General features: G+C 40.1%; 17 protein-coding genes. 15 read left to right on the top strand and 2 right to left on the bottom strand.

Annotated features, from left to right (window positions below; translation table 11 throughout):
- Positions 1-7: 7 nt before the first annotated feature.
- The 9 genes from ruvB (at position 8) to BIV16_RS05680 (ending at position 9,057) form a co-directional block, all read left to right on the top strand.
- Entirely contained in the window at positions 8-1,000 is a 993-nt protein-coding gene (ruvB, locus tag BIV16_RS05720) for a Holliday junction branch migration DNA helicase RuvB (RefSeq protein ID WP_075678747.1), read from the top strand.
- A gap of 96 nt (positions 1,001-1,096) precedes the next feature.
- Positions 1,097-1,537, top strand: a complete 441-nt coding sequence (locus tag BIV16_RS05715; protein ID WP_075678749.1) for a cell division protein ZapA — start codon at positions 1,097-1,099, stop codon at positions 1,535-1,537.
- Positions 1,538-1,642: 105 nt separating this feature from the next.
- Complete coding sequence (locus BIV16_RS05710; RefSeq protein ID WP_075678751.1) at positions 1,643-3,895, top strand: peptidase U32 family protein; 2,253 nt, start codon at positions 1,643-1,645, stop codon at positions 3,893-3,895.
- A 3-nt stretch (positions 3,896-3,898) separates the two neighbouring features.
- Positions 3,899-5,290 carry an FtsW/RodA/SpoVE family cell cycle protein gene (locus BIV16_RS05705; RefSeq protein ID WP_075678753.1) on the top strand — a complete coding sequence of 464 codons (1,392 nt, stop codon included), beginning with the start codon at positions 3,899-3,901 and terminating at the stop codon, positions 5,288-5,290.
- On the top strand, positions 5,211-6,689 hold the full coding sequence (locus BIV16_RS05700) for a peptidoglycan D,D-transpeptidase FtsI family protein (RefSeq protein WP_242940298.1): 1,479 nt from the start codon (positions 5,211-5,213) through the stop codon (positions 6,687-6,689). The genes BIV16_RS05705 and BIV16_RS05700 overlap by 80 nt, the downstream gene beginning before the upstream one ends.
- Before the next feature lie 106 nt (positions 6,690-6,795).
- Entirely contained in the window at positions 6,796-7,248 is a 453-nt protein-coding gene (locus tag BIV16_RS05695) for an NUDIX hydrolase (protein WP_075678755.1), read from the top strand.
- A 14-nt stretch (positions 7,249-7,262) separates the two neighbouring features.
- Positions 7,263-7,595: a hypothetical protein gene (locus tag BIV16_RS05690; protein ID WP_075678757.1), complete on the top strand. Its 333-nt coding sequence runs from the start codon at positions 7,263-7,265 to the stop codon at positions 7,593-7,595.
- On the top strand, positions 7,592-8,605 hold the full coding sequence (locus BIV16_RS05685) for a hypothetical protein (RefSeq protein WP_075678759.1): 1,014 nt from the start codon (positions 7,592-7,594) through the stop codon (positions 8,603-8,605). The genes BIV16_RS05690 and BIV16_RS05685 overlap by 4 nt, the downstream gene beginning before the upstream one ends.
- A gap of 11 nt (positions 8,606-8,616) precedes the next feature.
- On the top strand, positions 8,617-9,057 hold the full coding sequence (locus tag BIV16_RS05680; protein ID WP_075678761.1) for a GerW family sporulation protein: 441 nt from the start codon (positions 8,617-8,619) through the stop codon (positions 9,055-9,057).
- A 278-nt stretch (positions 9,058-9,335) separates the two neighbouring features.
- Here BIV16_RS05680 and rpmB read toward each other — a convergent pair whose 3' ends face one another.
- Positions 9,336-9,521, bottom strand: coding sequence for a 50S ribosomal protein L28 (gene rpmB / locus BIV16_RS05675; RefSeq protein WP_075678763.1), 186 nt, complete (start codon positions 9,519-9,521; stop codon positions 9,336-9,338).
- Between the two features lie 204 nt (positions 9,522-9,725).
- On the opposite strand from rpmB, the gene BIV16_RS05670 reads away from it, so the two are divergent.
- The 6 genes from BIV16_RS05670 to BIV16_RS05645 all read left to right on the top strand — a co-directional run bounded on the left by BIV16_RS05670 (position 9,726) and on the right by BIV16_RS05645 (position 16,418).
- Positions 9,726-10,085, top strand: a complete 360-nt coding sequence (locus BIV16_RS05670) for an Asp23/Gls24 family envelope stress response protein (protein WP_075678765.1) — start codon at positions 9,726-9,728, stop codon at positions 10,083-10,085.
- Positions 10,086-10,101: 16 nt separating this feature from the next.
- Positions 10,102-11,811: a DAK2 domain-containing protein gene (locus BIV16_RS05665; protein WP_075678766.1), complete on the top strand. Its 1,710-nt coding sequence runs from the start codon at positions 10,102-10,104 to the stop codon at positions 11,809-11,811.
- A gap of 114 nt (positions 11,812-11,925) precedes the next feature.
- Complete coding sequence (gene recG / locus BIV16_RS05660) at positions 11,926-13,983, top strand: ATP-dependent DNA helicase RecG (RefSeq protein ID WP_075678768.1); 2,058 nt, start codon at positions 11,926-11,928, stop codon at positions 13,981-13,983.
- Between the two features lie 30 nt (positions 13,984-14,013).
- Positions 14,014-15,543, top strand: a complete 1,530-nt coding sequence (locus BIV16_RS05655) for a hypothetical protein (protein ID WP_143524680.1) — start codon at positions 14,014-14,016, stop codon at positions 15,541-15,543.
- 96 nt (positions 15,544-15,639) lie between these two features.
- Complete coding sequence (locus tag BIV16_RS05650) at positions 15,640-16,026, top strand: nucleotidyltransferase domain-containing protein (protein WP_075678772.1); 387 nt, start codon at positions 15,640-15,642, stop codon at positions 16,024-16,026.
- Positions 16,027-16,031: 5 nt separating this feature from the next.
- On the top strand, positions 16,032-16,418 hold the full coding sequence (locus BIV16_RS05645) for a HEPN domain-containing protein (RefSeq protein ID WP_330546461.1): 387 nt from the start codon (positions 16,032-16,034) through the stop codon (positions 16,416-16,418).
- A 64-nt stretch (positions 16,419-16,482) separates the two neighbouring features.
- On the opposite strand, the gene BIV16_RS05640 is transcribed toward BIV16_RS05645, so the two are convergent.
- Complete coding sequence (locus BIV16_RS05640) at positions 16,483-16,689, bottom strand: alpha/beta-type small acid-soluble spore protein (protein WP_075678775.1); 207 nt, start codon at positions 16,687-16,689, stop codon at positions 16,483-16,485.
- Positions 16,690-17,080: the final 391 nt, after the last annotated feature.

Raw genomic sequence — 17,080 nt, 5'->3', positions numbered from 1 at the left:
ATATAACATGGAAAAACGTGTAATTTCCACGCAGGTGCAGGAGGAAGATTTAAAGATTGAAAAAAGTCTTCGCCCGCAGCTGTTAGATGATTACGTCGGCCAGCAAAAGGCAAAACAGAATTTAAAAATATATATTGAGGCTGCAAAACAGCGAAACGAAGCATTGGATCATGTTCTGTTTTATGGACCGCCTGGACTCGGAAAGACAACACTCGCCGGAATTATTGCAAACGAGATGGGAACGCACATGAAAGTGACGTCTGGTCCTGCAATTGGAAAGCCGGGTGAGATGGCGGCTATTTTAAGCAATCTGCAAGAGGGGGATGTCCTTTTTGTCGATGAGATTCATCGTCTTAACCGCCAGGTAGAAGAGGTTTTATACCCGGCAATGGAGGATTACGTGATTGACATCATGATTGGAAAAGGGGCATCTGCCCGCGCAATCCGTCTGAATTTGCCGAAATTTACGTTGGTGGGAGCCACGACAAGAGCAGGATTGCTCTCTGCACCGCTCCGCGACCGTTTTGGGGTGGTTCATCACCTGGAATTTTATACCGTCGAGGAACTAAAGACGATTATCGAGCACTCGGCAGCAACGCTCGGTGTTGAGATTGAGGAAGAGGGAGCATTTGAGCTTGCGAGAAGATCAAGAGGAACCCCACGACTTGCCAATCGTCTGTTAAAGCGTGTGCGTGATTTTGCAGAAGTAAAATACGATGGAAAAATTACCAAAGAGGTAGCATCGTTTGCACTTGATTTGTTAGAAGTAGACAAGCTTGGATTAGATCAGAATGACCGTAATATCCTGATGATGATTATTGAAAAATTCGCAGGCGGACCAGTCGGACTTGACACTTTAGCGGCAGCAATCGGAGAGGATGCCGGAACGATTGAGGATGTCTACGAACCTTATTTGGTGAAAAACGGCTTTCTTAACCGTACCCCGAAGGGGCGTGTGGTGACTGATTTTGCGTACCAGCATTTTGGAATCACAAAATAGGGAAGTGGTTATTGCTTTTACCACAAAATCTAGTTATAATAGAAAAAGAAAAAAGCGTACACCGGAGATTGGAAGAAACACCAGGGAGGAAACGTTATGTCAGCGAAGACTTGCACCAAAGTATTGATTGGTGAAAAGATATACACACTAAGTGGCTATGAAGGCGAAGAATATCTTCAGAAGGTTGCAAGCTATATCAATGGAAAGCTGGATGAATTCAAGGAGTTAGAGGATTTCAAGCATGCTCCGCTTGATATGAAGGCAACTTTAGTTGAAATTAATATTGCAGATGACTACTTTAAAGCCAAGTCCCAGGTGGAAAAGCTGGAACAGGAGTTAGAGCAGAAAGAAAAAGAAATCTACGAGTTAAAGCATGATTTGGTCTCAAATCAGGTGAAAACCGAGTCGAACGAAAAAGAATTACAAGAGCTTAAGAAACAAAATCAGGAGCTATTACGAAATAAAGCGAAATTAGAGGCATCTTTGGAGGATGCATTGCTTGGAAAAGTTTCCGGGCAGGAGAAAACAGAAGAATAGAAGGCAGAGGGGACGGATGATTTCGTTCCCTTCTTTTACTTTTTCCTGATAGATTTGTTTTGGAATATATAATTTTGGAAAAAGAAATGACAGAAAGGTAAGCGTATGGAGAAAATACAGGGAAAAGAAGAATTGAAAGAATTAGAGCTGCTTGCACCGGCAGGATCGTTTGAGACGTTTCAGGCGGTCATCCATGCAGGAGCAGATGCTGTGTATTTAGGCGGCAGCCAGTTTGGTGCAAGGGCTTATGCAAATAATTTTTCCGAGGATGAGTTATGTCGTGCGATTGATTTTGCGCATTTGCATGACCGCAAGGTCTTTTTGACGGTCAATACCTTGTTTAAGGAGGCAGAATTAGAAAAGGAATTATACGATTATCTGCTGCCATATTACAAACAGGGATTGGATGCCGTAATTGTGCAGGACATCGGTGCATTTTCTTTTATAAGGAAGGCATTCCCGGATCTGGCGATTCATACGAGCACACAGATGACCATCACAAATGCATACGGTGCAAAGAGGATGAAGGAGCTTGGCGCAAACCGCGTGGTGACGGCACGTGAGCTTTCTTTTGCGGAAATTCGCGATATCTATGACAAGGTTGATGTGGAGATTGAAAGCTTTGTGCATGGTGCACTTTGCTATTGTTACTCCGGTCAGTGCCTGCTTAGCAGTATGTTAGGCGGAAGAAGCGGAAACCGCGGAAGATGTGCGCAGCCTTGCAGACTTCCTTACGAGGTTTTGGATGAGAGACATCAAAGACTGACAAAGGGTGAAAGTTATGTGTTAAGCCCGAAGGACTTATGTACGATTGAATTTTTGCCACAGCTAGCACAGAGCGGTGTGTATTCCTATAAGATTGAGGGAAGAATGAAACAGGCAGAGTACGCAGCCGGTGTGGTGTCTGTTTACCGTGAATACATGGATCGTTATCTTTCGGACGGAGCGAAGGGTTATAAGGTAAGCAAGGAGGACATGCAAAAGCTTTACGACTTTGGGAACCGAAGCGGATTTACCAAAGGATATTATGACCAGCACAATGGAAAGAACATGATTACGTTTGAAAAGCCAAATCATGCAAAATCCAATGAAACTTTGCAAAAGCAGATTCACGATACCTATGTAGAATCTGAAATGAAAGAAAAAATCAAGGGAAAATTAAGATTAAAAAAAGAATTTCCTGCTATACTAGAGGTGTCCTTACAGGATGTGACAGTTTCGGTAGAGGGAGATGTGGTTCAGGCAGCGATGAAACAGCCGCTTCGACTGGAAAAGGTGACGGACCAGATGAAAAAAACAGGTGGAACACCGTTTGTGTTTGAAAACTTAGAGGTCGAGATGGAAGACGATGTTTTTATGCCGGTTCAGGCGTTAAACCAGCTGCGCAGAGAGGCGTTAGAGCAGCTTTTAACGAAAAAAGTTTCTTCTCTTCGAAGAGAAGAGTTTAAGCGGCCGGAAGAGACAACCAGGCAAAAGACCAGAGATTTCTTGCAGGAGACTCTAAAAGATGGGAAAGAAACAAATTCAAATACACTTGTAGTTTCAATTGAGAACAGAGCTCAGCTAGATGTATGCTTAGGAAAAGATTATGTCTGGGCAATCTATTTGGACAGCACCTGTTACCAAAAGAAAAACTTTATCTTAGAATTAGTCGAAGATATTGCAAGGATTCATGGAGCCAAAAAGGAAGCGTATCTTATTTTGCCGGCAGTATTTCGAATGAAAACGGCAGCATTTTATGAAACAATCGCAGAAGAGTTAAAAGCATCATCTCTGGATGGTTTTGTGTTAAAGAATATCGATGAAGTTTCGTTTGCCATGGAACAAAACTTTCTTGAAAAACAGATTGTGTTAGACCAGAGTCTTTATACGTTTAACAACCGGACGCAGGCTGCACTTGCACAGATTCCGTATCAGAAGAATACGATTCCATTCGAATTAAACCGCCATGAATTAAAACAGCGGGAGAATGAACACAGTGAAATGGTAATTTATGGTTATCTTCCATTGATGACGAGTGCACAGTGTGTACATGCGAACACACATGGATGCGACAAGAAACCACAGGTTACATATCTGAAAGACCGATATGGAAAAAATTTCCCTGTGAAAAATCAGTGCATAGAATGTTATAATACAATCTATAACAGTACACCACTTGTACTGTTTGGTTACCAAAGTGAATTAGAGGAAAGAGGAATTTGGAAATATAGATTATCCTTCACCATCGAGGATGCCAGACGCATGAAGGAAATTTTTTCTCTTTACGAAAATACGTTTTTACAGAAAAAAGTGGACCTGTCAAAGGTATTTGAAGGCGAATACACCAATGGGCACTACAAACGAGGAGTAGAGTAAAATATGGTAAATCTCATTACAGAGTCAGCAAAATATTTGATGATTTTTATGTTTGCTTATTATACATATGAATGTTTTGCGGTATTTCGAAAAAATGTCAGTGAGAAGAAAAGAAAATGGATTTATAACAGACAAAATACGATGATGTATCTGATTCATTTTGCAGGATTTTTAGTTCTTTATCTTGCGACGAAGGATGTACAAATCATTGGATTTTATTTGATGCAGGTCATTTTAATCTCGGCAATTTTAATCTGTTATAAGATTTTTTACAAAAAAGCGTCCAGGCTTTTGGTAAACAATATGTGTATGCTGCTTAGCATCAGTTTTTTGATTTTGACACGATTGTCGATAAGCAAAGCCATCAAGCAGTACGTGATTTGTGCTGTGGCAACGGTGCTTACAATGTTGATTCCGTTTTTGATGGAGCGGCTGCATTTTTTCCATAGACTGACCTGGGTGTATGCGGCAATTGGCATCCTGGCACTCCTTTTGGTGGCAGTGGTAGGTTCTGTCAGCTATGGGGCTAAGATTTCGATTTCACTTGGTGGAGTTTCCATCCAGCCCTCTGAGTTTGTAAAGATTTTGTTTGTCTTTTTTGTGGCATCCATGCTTAGCATATCAACGGATTTTAAAACAGTTGTAATTACAAGTGTAGTTGCAGGTACACATGTTTTAATTTTGGTAGCATCTAAGGATTTAGGAGGAGCCCTAATTTATTTCATGGCTTATTTGTTTATGCTTTATGTGGCAACTAGACAACCGCTTTATCTGGTGAGTGGAATCGGAGCAGGTTCGGTTGCAGCCATGATTGCATATCGCCTGTTTTCTCATGTCAGAACGCGTGTTGTGGCGTGGAAAGACCCGCTTAGTGTTATCGATAAAGAAGGATATCAGGTGAGCCAGTCCTTGTTTGCTATTGGAACCGGCGGCTGGTTTGGTATGGGGATTTGCCAGGGGATGCCAAAAAAAATTCCGGTTGTGGAGCAGGACTTTATTTTTTCAGCCATCTCGGAAGAACTTGGCGGAATCTTTGCACTTTGCCTGATTATGGTTTGCGTGAGCTGCCTTTTGATGTTTTTTAACATTGCAATGCAGATGAAAAATACCTTTTATAAACTGGTTGCACTTGGACTTGGCAGTGTTTACGGAGTGCAGGTGCTTTTAACTATCGGAGGTGTGACAAAGTTTATTCCTTCCACCGGTGTAACCTTGCCACTTGTCAGTTACGGCGGAAGTTCCCTACTTAGCACCATGATTTTGTTTGGAATAATTCAGGGATTATATCTACTGAGACAGAACGAAGGAGAATTAGATGTCAAAGGAAAAAAAGAATCAAAATCATTCAAAAAGAAAAAGACGGGGTTCGATGCCGAAATCGAAGACCTCTCATAAAAACAGGGAGTTTGCAGTAATTACCTACTTGTTTCTTGCAATTTTTGTAGGAATGATGATTTATTTTGCTTACTTCCAGTTCGCATTGAGTGAAGATTTTATCAACAGCCCATATAATACAAGACAGGATTCTTTTGCAAAACGTATCACGCGAGGCGAAATCTTGTCTTCCGAGGGGGATGTACTCGCAAAGACGACAACGGATGCAAACGGAGAGGATACCAGAACGTATCCGTATGGAAATGCATTTGCACATGTAGTTGGATATTCGGTCAATGGGAAATCGGGAATTGAATCACAGATGAACTTTAACCTGCTTCGTTCCCACGCTTTTTTCTTAGAAAAAATTGTGAACGAGTTCCTGGATGTGAAAAGTCCGGGGGATAATGTGGTGACAACTTTAAATACATCCGTACAGCTGGCTGCGTATGAGGCACTTGGAAATTATGATGGTGCTGTGGTGGCAATTGAGCCTTCCACCGGAAAAATTCTTGCCATGGTGTCAAAGCCGGATTTTGACCCGGAGACAGTTGCAGCCAATTGGGATGATTTGATTTCATCGGACGATTCTGTTTTGTTAAATCGTGCAACGCAGGGGCTTTATCCGCCTGGTTCTACGTTTAAGATATTGACAACGTTAGAGTATGTTCATGAGAATCCGGATTATGAAAATTATCAATTTGACTGTGATGGCAGTTTTACATCGGATGGAGCAACCATCCATTGCTATAATTCAAAACGTCATGGAACCGAAGATTTAGAGGATTCTTTTGCACATTCCTGCAATTCGTCTTATGCGTCTTTAGGATTGACATTGGACCCGGAGCAATTTACGAAACTTTGCGATAGTATGCTGTTTAACAAGAATCTGCCGACGACATTTGAATCCTCAAAGAGCCAGTTTTCATTGACAGAAGATGCAAAAGATTCGCTTGTCATGGAGACTTCAATCGGTCAGGGACAGACACTTGTAACACCTTTTCATATGGCGCTTATCACGTCAGCGATTGCAAATGACGGTGTCTTGATGAAACCTTATGTGGTAGACCATACGGAAAATTACAAGGGAATCGCAGTCAAAGAATATAGTCCGAGTGTTTATGGAACACTGATGAGTGAGGATGATGCCTCTTTATTACAGGAATACATGGAAAATGTAGTAAACGAGGGAACCGGAACCAAATTAAGCGGGCAAAGTTACACAGCAGCCGGAAAAACAGGTTCTGCGGAGTTTGCCACAGAAAAAGAAAATGGTACCCATTCCTGGTTTGTTGGCTATGCACATCAGGATGGAAAAGAGGACATTGCGCTTGCAGTTATTGTTGAGGATTCCGGCTCAGGCAGTGAGTATGCAGTGCCGGCAGCAAAGAAAATTTTTGACACTTATTTTGCAAATTAAAAGAAAGTGTGCAATCCAAATTGGGATGGAAGATATGGTTGCATGCATTTTTAAAAAGTATTATACTTGAACTAAGTTTTAATGAACCACATCAGGAGGTATTGCAATGATAGAAGCAACGAGTTGTGGTGGTGTGGTAATATTCCGTGGTAAGATTTTGCTCTTATATAAGAATTATAAGAACAAGTATGAAGGATGGGTTCTCCCAAAAGGAACCGTAGAGCAGGGCGAAGAGTATAAAGACACAGCCCTAAGGGAAGTGCTAGAAGAGACCGGCTCTAAGGCATCCATCATCAAATATGTCGGAAAAAGCCAGTATAGTTTTACGGTACCGGAAGATACCGTAGAGAAAGAAGTACACTGGTATCTTATGATGGCAGACAGTTATTACAGCAAACCACAACGGGAAGAATATTTTGTTGATTCCGGATTTTATAAATTTCATGAGGCGTATCATTTGTTAAAGTTTGCAAATGAGAAGCAGATTCTGGAAAAGGCATATAATGAGTATTTAGAATTAAAAAAGAATAATTTATGGGGAAATCATAAATATTTTTAATGTGAGGATTTTGCATGATATGGTATGACAAGTTATATGTTGGGGAAAGTATGATACATAAGACAAAAAAAGTAAAATGGAAAATCTGTCACAATGCAGGTCAGATTGATATTTATGTGATTACATTTCCTTCGAATAGGGAGAACCTGTTAGATATCATCCCGGCATGGGAATTAATGCAAAAGGCATATCCGAAGAAAAAGCTTTATGTGATTGGACTTGCAAAAGGGTATGATGAGGCAATCGAATTGGCAGCGTCGATTGTGAATGAAGTCTACCAGAATACAGGAACTTTCGCAGTGACGGATTATCTGATGAAAAAGAAGCGCGAAAGAGAAACGGTATGACGGTTTTGCTTTTTATCTTAAAAATAATTGGTATTACCCTGCTGCTCATACTTGGAATCCTGCTTCTGGCGATTGCGCTGGTACTTTTTCATCCTGTTTCCTATCAGGCAGGCGGAGAAATAGAAGAACAAACATATGTTCATGGCAAAATCAGCTGGCTGTTCCGGATTTTATCCTGGCGTTTTTCGTGGGATGGAAAAGAGTTTACTTCCGATTTTTATCTGTTTGGAAGAAAGCATAAGAAAAAGGAGGGGGATGAAGACATCCAGGAGGACGATATTTTTCTAGAGAATGATTTTCGGGATGAAGAAGATGATGTCACAGAGAATGATAGCTGCTCAGGTGGAGAAAGTTCCCAAGAAGAAGAGTATCTTTTGGAAGAGGCTGATTCTTCAAAAGAAAATAATCTAAAAGATACAGGCTCTACAGATATGACGCCTTTGGAACAAGATGCTATTAGATATAAGAAAGATATCCAAAGGGAGAAGGCTGTTCGAAGCGAAAAGAAGAGACAGAGACATAAGGGCAAGCTAGGACATAAGGACAAGCCGATATGGGTCCGCCTAAAAGAAAAGTTAGCGGACGCATTTGAGTCCATCCGACAATTTTTCCAAAAGTTTATGGATACACTTAAGGACTTCAATGACAAAAAGCAGGAAGTGATGTCACTTTTATCGGATGAGGCGAACAAAAAGACGGTGAAAGGAATTTTTGGAGAACTGCGGTATCTGTTAAAGCATCTAAGGGTGCGGAAAATCGCGACGGATCTTTCGTTTTCAGCCGGGGATCCGGCACTGACAGGACAAGTGTTAGGCGGGTTGTGTCTCGTACCGTTTCTATACCAAAAAGGTGTTGGAATTTATCCGGATTTTGAAGCTGAGAAATGGTATGTAAAAGGAAATTTTAAAGTCGAAGGACATGCAAGAGGAATTCATTTTGTTTGTTCCGCTATTCGGCTTTGGAAAGATAAAAACTTAAGAAGGCTTATAAAAAGATTTAGAAAAGGGTAGGAGGAAGTCATATGTCAGATAATACGTTTCATAATACGGTAGAATCTTTATTTAAAGGAATGGATAGTTTTATTACAACGAAAACTGTAGTTGGAGATGCAATTCATATTGGAGATACGATTATTTTACCTCTTGTCGATGTCTCTTTTGGGGTTGCTGCAGGCGCATTCAGCCAGGAAAAGAAGAATAACGGGGCCGGCGGTATGGGTGGAAAAATTATGCCAAGCGCTGTTTTGGTCATTCAGAATGGCACAACAAAGCTTGTAAACATTAAAAACCAGGATAGTGTGACCAAAATTTTGGATATGGTTCCAGAATTTGTAGATAAGTTCACATCCAAAGATAAGGCAGAGACTCCGGTAAATGACAAGGATGAAGCTGCAAAAAAAGAAGCTGCAGAGCAGATGAGCGATATCTTATCCGATGCAGTCGCAGACAAAAAAGAAGACTAAGATGAAAAAATCTTGATTAAGTCGTGAAATAGTGTAAGAAAAAAGACATATACTAGAATAAGTATATGTCTTTTTTGGTGTCAGAATGAAACGTATCATTGGATTTGCTCTGTTCTGGTTTGCAATGGGAATGCTTGTTATGCTCATTCTGTCAAATGAGTTTCTAGGTTTTCTTATTATTTGTTTTTGCCTGTTGGCAGGGTATTTTATCTTTTGCTGTTAATTTGTGTAAATAAAAAAGAGAATTGATAACAATCAATTCTCTTTCAAACTAAAAACTAAGCTCTTTCAACTTTTCCGGATTTCAAACAAGAAGCACATACATATAATTTCATAGGTGTTCCGTTAACTTTACAGCTAACACGTTTGATGTTTGATTTCCACATTCTATTTGATCTTCTATGAGAATGGCTGACATTGTTTCCGAAATGAGCGCCCTTTCCACAAACTGCACATTTTGCCATGACTTGCACCTCCTTGCATTTTCCTAGCCTGTGTAGTCCACACAGACCCATAACACTGATATTCTATCAAATAATATAGCATAATGCAAGTGGAAAATAAAAAAAATGTAAAAAACGTAAATTGAGACTATGCATTTTCATAAAAAACGGTTATAATAGTAGCAAACTAGCGTCAATATATGAAAAAATGGATGGAGGCTATGTATGAAAGGACAGATGGAAACCCAGTTAGGGAAAGTTACGATAGACCCGGAAGTAATTGCAACCTATGCAGGTTCAGTTGCCGTTGAATGTTTTGGTATTGTGGGAATGGCCGCAGTAAATATGAAGGATGGTCTTGTAAAGTTATTAAAGAGAGATTATTTAACACATGGTATAAATGTTGTTGTGAATGAGGACAATAAGATTACAATCGATTTTCACGTGATTGTATCCTATGGTGTAAGTATTCACACGGTTTCCGACAACTTAATCGAGACAGTAAAATACAAAGTAGAAGAGTTTACTGGAATGGAAATCGAGAAAATGAACATTTACGTTGAAGGCGTACGTGTGATTGATTAAGGGAGGATTTAGAAAGTTGGAAATCACTACGATAAATGCTGAAGTTCTTGCGAAGATGTTTTTAGCAGGAGCAAAGAATTTAGAGGCAAAAAAAGAATGGATCAATGAGTTGAATGTATTCCCGGTACCGGATGGTGATACAGGAACCAATATGTCAATGACAATCATGTCTGCAGCGAAGGAAGTCATGAACTTAGAACAAAAAGAGATGAAATCCGTAGCAAAGGCAATTTCTTCCGGTTCCTTAAGAGGTGCAAGAGGTAACTCAGGTGTTATTTTATCCCAGTTATTCCGTGGTTTTACAAAGGTAATCGCAGAATATGATGAGATTAATGTACAGATTATGGCAGATGCATTTGAAAAAGCATGTGAGACAGCATACAAAGCTGTTATGAAGCCAAAAGAGGGAACCATTCTTACCGTTGCAAAGGGAATGTCTACCAAGGCAGTAGAACTCGCAGACGAGACGGAGGATTTGATTACTTTTTGTGAAGAAGTCATCAAAGAAGGTGATCATGTCTTAAGCAAGACACCGGATATGCTTCCTGTTTTAAAACAGGCTGGCGTTGTTGACTCCGGCGGACAGGGATTGATGCAGGTATTAAAGGGTGCATTGGACTGTTTATTAGGCAAAGAGATTGATTATTCTTTTGAGACAACCGTATCAGAGAGCGCATCTGGGGATTCTTCTACAAGTTCCTATATCGATGCACAGGCTTCTCAGGAGATTAAGTTTGCATACTGTACTCAGTTTTTGATTATGCTTGAGAAACCATTTACCAGCAAGCAGGAGAATGAGTTCAAAAGCTATTTAGAGACGATTGGTGACTCTATTGTAGTCGTAGCAGATGATGAGATCGTAAAGGTACATGTACATACCAACGATCCAGGTAATGCAATGCAAAAAGGTCTTACCTATGGTAGTTTAACTACAATCATCATTGAAAACATGAAGTTAGAACGTGATGAGAAGATTTCTGCGATGAAAGAGAAAGAAATGCAGGCTGGAATGGCCGCACAGGATACACAGACTTTACCTGAAGCGAAGGAAGAACCTGTTGAAGAAAAAGAGATGGGATTTATTTCTGTCAGCATCGGGGAAGGCATTAACGAAATCTTTACTGGACTTGGCGTAGATTACATTATTGAGGGTGGTCAGACCATGAACCCAAGTACCGAAGATATGTTAAATGCAATTGAGAAAGTCCCTGCAAAGAACATCTTCATTTTACCAAATAACAAGAATATTATCCTTGCTGCAAACCAGGCTGCATCTTTGGTGGAAGATAAGAAGATTTTTGTTATCCCAACCAAGACAGTTCCACAGGGAATTACAGCATTGATTAACTATATTCCAGATAACTCTGCAGAAGAGAATGCTGCAAGAATGACATCTGAGATTGAGTATGTGAAAACCGGTCAGGTTACTTATGCTGTGCGTGATACCGTTATCGATGATAAAGAAATCAAAGAGAACGATTTCATGGGAATCGGTGATAAGAAAATCTTATCAGTTGGACAGGATTTAGAAGCTACCGTACTGGATATGGTTTCCCAGATGATTGATGAAGATTCTGCAATCGTAAGTATTTATTACGGAGAGGAAGCAACCGAGGAAGCTGCAAATGAGATTGCATCCAAAATTGAAGCAGATAATCCAGACGTAGAGGTGGAAGTTCAGTTTGGTGGACAGCCAATTTACTACTACGTTATTTCAGTTGAATAATACCACTTTTTTATAGAGTGTGAAGAAACACCTGGGGAAGTCCGCTTTCCTGGGTGATTTTAATTTGCGCAACTATAAAGTGTGGTTCTTATGGTTTTGAAAGGAAAAAATGCAATGAACCGAAACTCATCCTTACAGGAAATCAAAGGGATTGGTGCTAAGACAGCGGAATTGTTCCATAAAATTGAAATTGATACGGTAGGAGAACTTTTACTTCGGTATCCAAGAACTTATTTACAGTACCCCGAAGTAAAACAGCCGGACGAGGTAGAAGAAGGGGAAACTGCTGCCGTTTTTGGTCGTATTTTGCAAAGCCCTGTTGTCAGAAAGGCAAGAAGTATGGCAATCACGGTGACTTCCATCGGGGCGATGGGTGTATCTATCCAATTAGTCTGGTACCGGATGCCTTACATAAAGAACAATTTAAAACCAGGCAATCTTTACATTTTCTATGGAAAAGTGGTGAAGAAAAATGGACGTCTTACGATGGAGCAGCCTGCGATTTATTCTGAGGAACAGTACAGACAGTTAGAAGATATTTTTATGCCTGTGTATTCGCTTACAACAGGACTTTCCAACAACATGGTGACGAAGGCAGTCCGGGCAGCATTAGAGGACGAGACACTGTTTTTGGACTATCTTCCAGAGCGGATTCGAGACAAGTACCAGTTATGTGAATATAATTACGCAATCAAACAGATTCATTTCCCGGATGACATGGATACGTTGATTGAGGCAAGACGCCGCCTGGTGTTTGATGAATTTTTCCTTTTTATTCTGGGAATGCAGTTTCAAAAAGAAAAGAAGCAAAAAGAGGAAAACTGTTTTTCTTTTTCCGAGGATGGCTTTGTAGAAGGGTTGATGGAAAAACTTCCGTATGAGCTGACGGGTGCACAGAAACGCGCACTGCTTGATGTGCAAAAGGATTTAAGAAGTCCTTATGTGATGCAGCGGCTGATTCAGGGAGATGTTGGTTCCGGTAAGACAATCATTGCGTTCCTTGCGATGGCGGATGCCTCCCATCACGGTTATCAGTCTGCAATTATGGCACCGACGGAAGTCCTTGCAAGGCAGCATTATGAGACGTATCAGAAACTTTGCGATTCGTTTGGACTTCATATTCCACTGATTCTTTTGACGGGTTCTCTGACGGCAAAACAAAAACGTATGGCATACGAGGCGATGGATTTGTATCCGAATGCGATGATTATCGGAACACATGCCCTCATTCAGGAAAAGGCAGTTTATGCGAATCTGTCACTTGTAATCACCGATGAGCAGCACCGTTTTGGTGTCCGCCAGAGAGAGACATTTGCAGAAAAAGGAGTTCACCCGAATATCCTTGTCATGAGTGCGACGCCGATTCCAAGAACATTAGCAATTATTCTTTATGGAGATTTGGATATTTCAGTTGTCGATGAGGTGCCTGCAAAACGTCTGCCGATTAAAAACTGTGTGGTTGATACAAGGTATCGCCCAAAAGCATATGAATTTATAGAAAAAGAGGTGCGTGCCGGCCATCAGGCATACGTAATTTGTCCGCTTGTAGAGGAAAGCGAGAATATGGAAGGCGAAAATGTCATGGATTATACGAAGAAGCTCCGTGAGATTTTGCCGGAGGACATTCAGCTAGGAGTGCTGCATGGAAAAATGAAGCCGGATTTGAAAAATCGAATCATGGAAGAGTTTGCAGCAAATAAGATTCAGGTACTTGTTTCAACTACAGTTGTAGAAGTTGGCGTCAATGTGCCAAATGCAACCGTGATGATGATTGAAAATGCAGAACGTTTCGGTCTTGCCCAGCTGCACCAGCTAAGAGGACGTGTCGGACGAGGCGATGCGCAGTCTTATTGTATTATGGTGAACTGTTCTAAGAGCAAGCATGCCAAGGAACGTTTAAATATCTTAAATCAGTCGAACGATGGATTTAAAATCGCAAGCGAAGATTTAAAACTGCGTGGGCCGGGTGATTTTTTTGGTATCCGCCAAAGTGGTGAGATGCAGTTTGCATTAGGTGATATCTATCAGGATGCGGCAATTTTACAACAGACTTCCGAGGAAGTAGCAGGACTTTTAGAGGAAGATCCGCTTTTGGAACAGGAAGAATCAAAGAATTTGAAGTATTATATGGATGAAGTCATGCGGGAAAAAAGCAAGAAATTGAATTTGTAAAGGTGGCTGGATGAAATGACGGAGGAAAACATGGAACAGGAAGCAAGAAAATTTTATCAGAGAATGATTTTAGGGCGGATTTTTGCGATGATAGGTATCGTGATTGCGTTTGTTCTTTTCCTGTTGGGCAATTTTTATGCAACGAATACGAAGGGAGTCTTTATGGCCTATTTCTTTGCCATACTGATGTTTATTTTTGGAGTCAAGGCAGGACAGGCAAGTGTACAATGCAGAATGGTTCAAAAATCATACGAACTCTTTCATGATTATCTTGCGTTTCGACTGCCACATGTAAAAAAACAAAAGGCAAAGAACAATATGATGATTCTGATGGCAAAGTGTGATATTGTGACCAATCAGTACGAGCGTGCAGCACAGACCCTTCGCACGCTCAACTGCTACGAATTGCATCAGGATAGTCAGGCGGTCTATTATTTGATGTGGTATATCATTGACCATCTGACCGGAAAAGAAGAGGAAGCCGAGAAAAATTTGCAAACGTATCGTCAAATGACAGAAGTTCGGACCAAAAGAGCTCTGCCGTATCGCACAAAGCGTCTGCAGGCGATTGCATCTGGAAACGAATATGAGCTGATCCATCTGATGGATTTCGAGGAAGCTTTTTCCTTTAATAAAAAAGTGTTAAGAACTTTGACCGGCATCTTTTTCCTGCTGAGTACCTATATTGCTTTCTATGTGATCGAGCAGAATTTGCCGGCGGGGATTTTCTTTCGTACAAATTTGGTTTTAATCGTATATTCTCTGTATGCAATTGCTTTTTTCGTCTTGCTGCTTCTTTTGGTCGTATATCGTGTCAAGATAAGGCAGATGGCAGAATGGAAGACTACCGGAACAACGGTTCTTGGAACGATTGCAATTATTTTGGCGGGGATGTTTTTGCTTGTTTATGGTCTTTTGCTGTTTTTGACGCTTGATAGTGAGAAAAAAATGACAGATGATAAGATTCTGGTTCGAAAGGAATACTTCTTGGATCCAAGCGAATACGCAGTTTATGAACCGTACCATATCTTTTTCCGTAAATACATGTATGAATCGGATGAAAATGGAAATCACTTACAGGAGAAATTATATGCTCCAAGGAAAAGTGAGGAGGACACTTCTGAGGTGGAATCAAAGCAAGAGACAGAGTTGGAGCAGGAGACGGATTTAAATCAGGGTAATGAGGAACCTACGATTAAAGAAATGTATCAGAAAATCTATGAGTCTTATTTTGCATCCGGTTATGATGATATTACCTATGCATATTCCGCAAAAGGTGAATTGTATGCACTTCTGGGTAACCAATATGAGACAGAAGTGAATGGAGAAACGGTAATGGCGCAGATGCGTCTGGTCTACGACAGGGAGTCAGAAAATGGTGCCTGCGAGGAGTTTGTCTGCTATGAAGACCATTATGATGACGCCGGAAACCCGTTAGATAATTCGAGTATCTTTAATTTTTATGCGGTGAAAAGGGATACGCTGGAGGTGATTCCGGCAAATAAGACTTCGTGGGCAGAGCGGGGAAGTGAGGAGTACTGCGAGGCGACTGGGGAATAGCAATAGACATTATAATTATTTGAAGTTATAATATAAAAAAGGCTTGAATTGGAAGATAAAAGTTATCATGCCACACAATGAATTGAGGTGATACAAATGGTTTCTGATTGGAATAAAATACTCAGCTTACGAGACTTGACACAGTTCCCATTGGTTTTAGGTGTAACTGACACTAGATTATCCCATGTATATCCTCTTATGCAATTAGATGTACAAAATATTTTAGAAGAATGTGCGAAGTATAATATTGGTGTTATTTTATTTGGCAGCTCTATTACAATGATGTGTAATGTTGCAAGTGATATTGATATTTGTATTGAAACAGCAGAATATGATTTGAATCTATTCTATGAAGTACAGCGAAAAATCCAATTGCGAAGTAAACACCCTTGCGATGTTTTATACTATAATGACCTAGAAGAATCTGATAAGGTTCTCAGAGAGATAAAAACAAAAGGACTAGTACTTCAGGAGGTGAAATAATGTGCTTGTTAATAGAAAAAGCGAAAAAAGATATGGATGTTGTTAACACCATGCAGAAAATTAATGATGAAATGTATCTTGACATTTGTTGTTATCATACACAGCAGGCAATAGAAAAGTTACTCAAATGTTCTATTGAACTCAAAGGGGTTACCTATGAGTTTACACATTCAATTATTACGCTTTATTCACAGTATGTTTCTGTCGGCTGGGATGAGATTGAGATGCTTGAACTTATGTCTGGTACAATAACAGGCTGGGAGGCCAGCAGTAGATACAAGGAATCTTTCTTTGCCACAGTTAAACAACTTGAGACAGCAAAAGGTTTATATGAGATTTTACTGAACCGGCTGCTTGAGTACTTGAACGAAGGAATCAAAACAATAAAGTAAATTAGAAGAAAGTTCCCTGTTACGAACAAAAATTCGTGACAGGGAACTTCTTTTTGTCTGTTGTTTATTTCTCAGACATCTGTCTTTCCTGGGCTTCGATCATTTTTTTGACCATATAACCACCAACGGAACCATTCTGTTTGGAAGTAAGATTACCGTTGTATCCATCACTTAATGGAACCCCAATTTCATTTGCAACCTCATACTTAAAACGGTCTAAGGCACTTTTTGCTTCTGGCACTGCAGCTCTGTTAGATGAACGTCCTGACATATCTGTTTCCTCCTTTTGTAAATGGTTTGTTTTGAACAAAGCAGGAATTAGAAGTAACTCACTGTTGTTGTTCAATCATAGTGTATGTAGAGAATTCATTTCTAAACAGACAATTTTTGTAAAAAAATCTTAAGAATTTTTTGCAGAAAAACTACTTGCGTTCTACTTATAAATGTGCTATGTTTAATAAGGTTGATGAATATCAACAGAGTCACTTTTGAATTTGTAGGTTCAAAAGTAGAATAAAGAAAGCGAGGTAATAAATATGATTACAATCTACAACAGCAACAAGACAACATATTCGAGCGAGATTACCTCGGTAATTTGTAAATAATCTTTTGATAGGATGAATTTATGAGCCGTGGCGGTCTGCTGCGGCTTTTTCTATTTA

Origin of the sequence: Roseburia sp. 831b (assembly GCF_001940165.2) — a bacterium.
Taxonomy (GTDB): domain Bacteria; phylum Bacillota; class Clostridia; order Lachnospirales; family Lachnospiraceae; genus Roseburia.
This window is presented reverse-complemented; position numbering and strand designations above follow the sequence as displayed.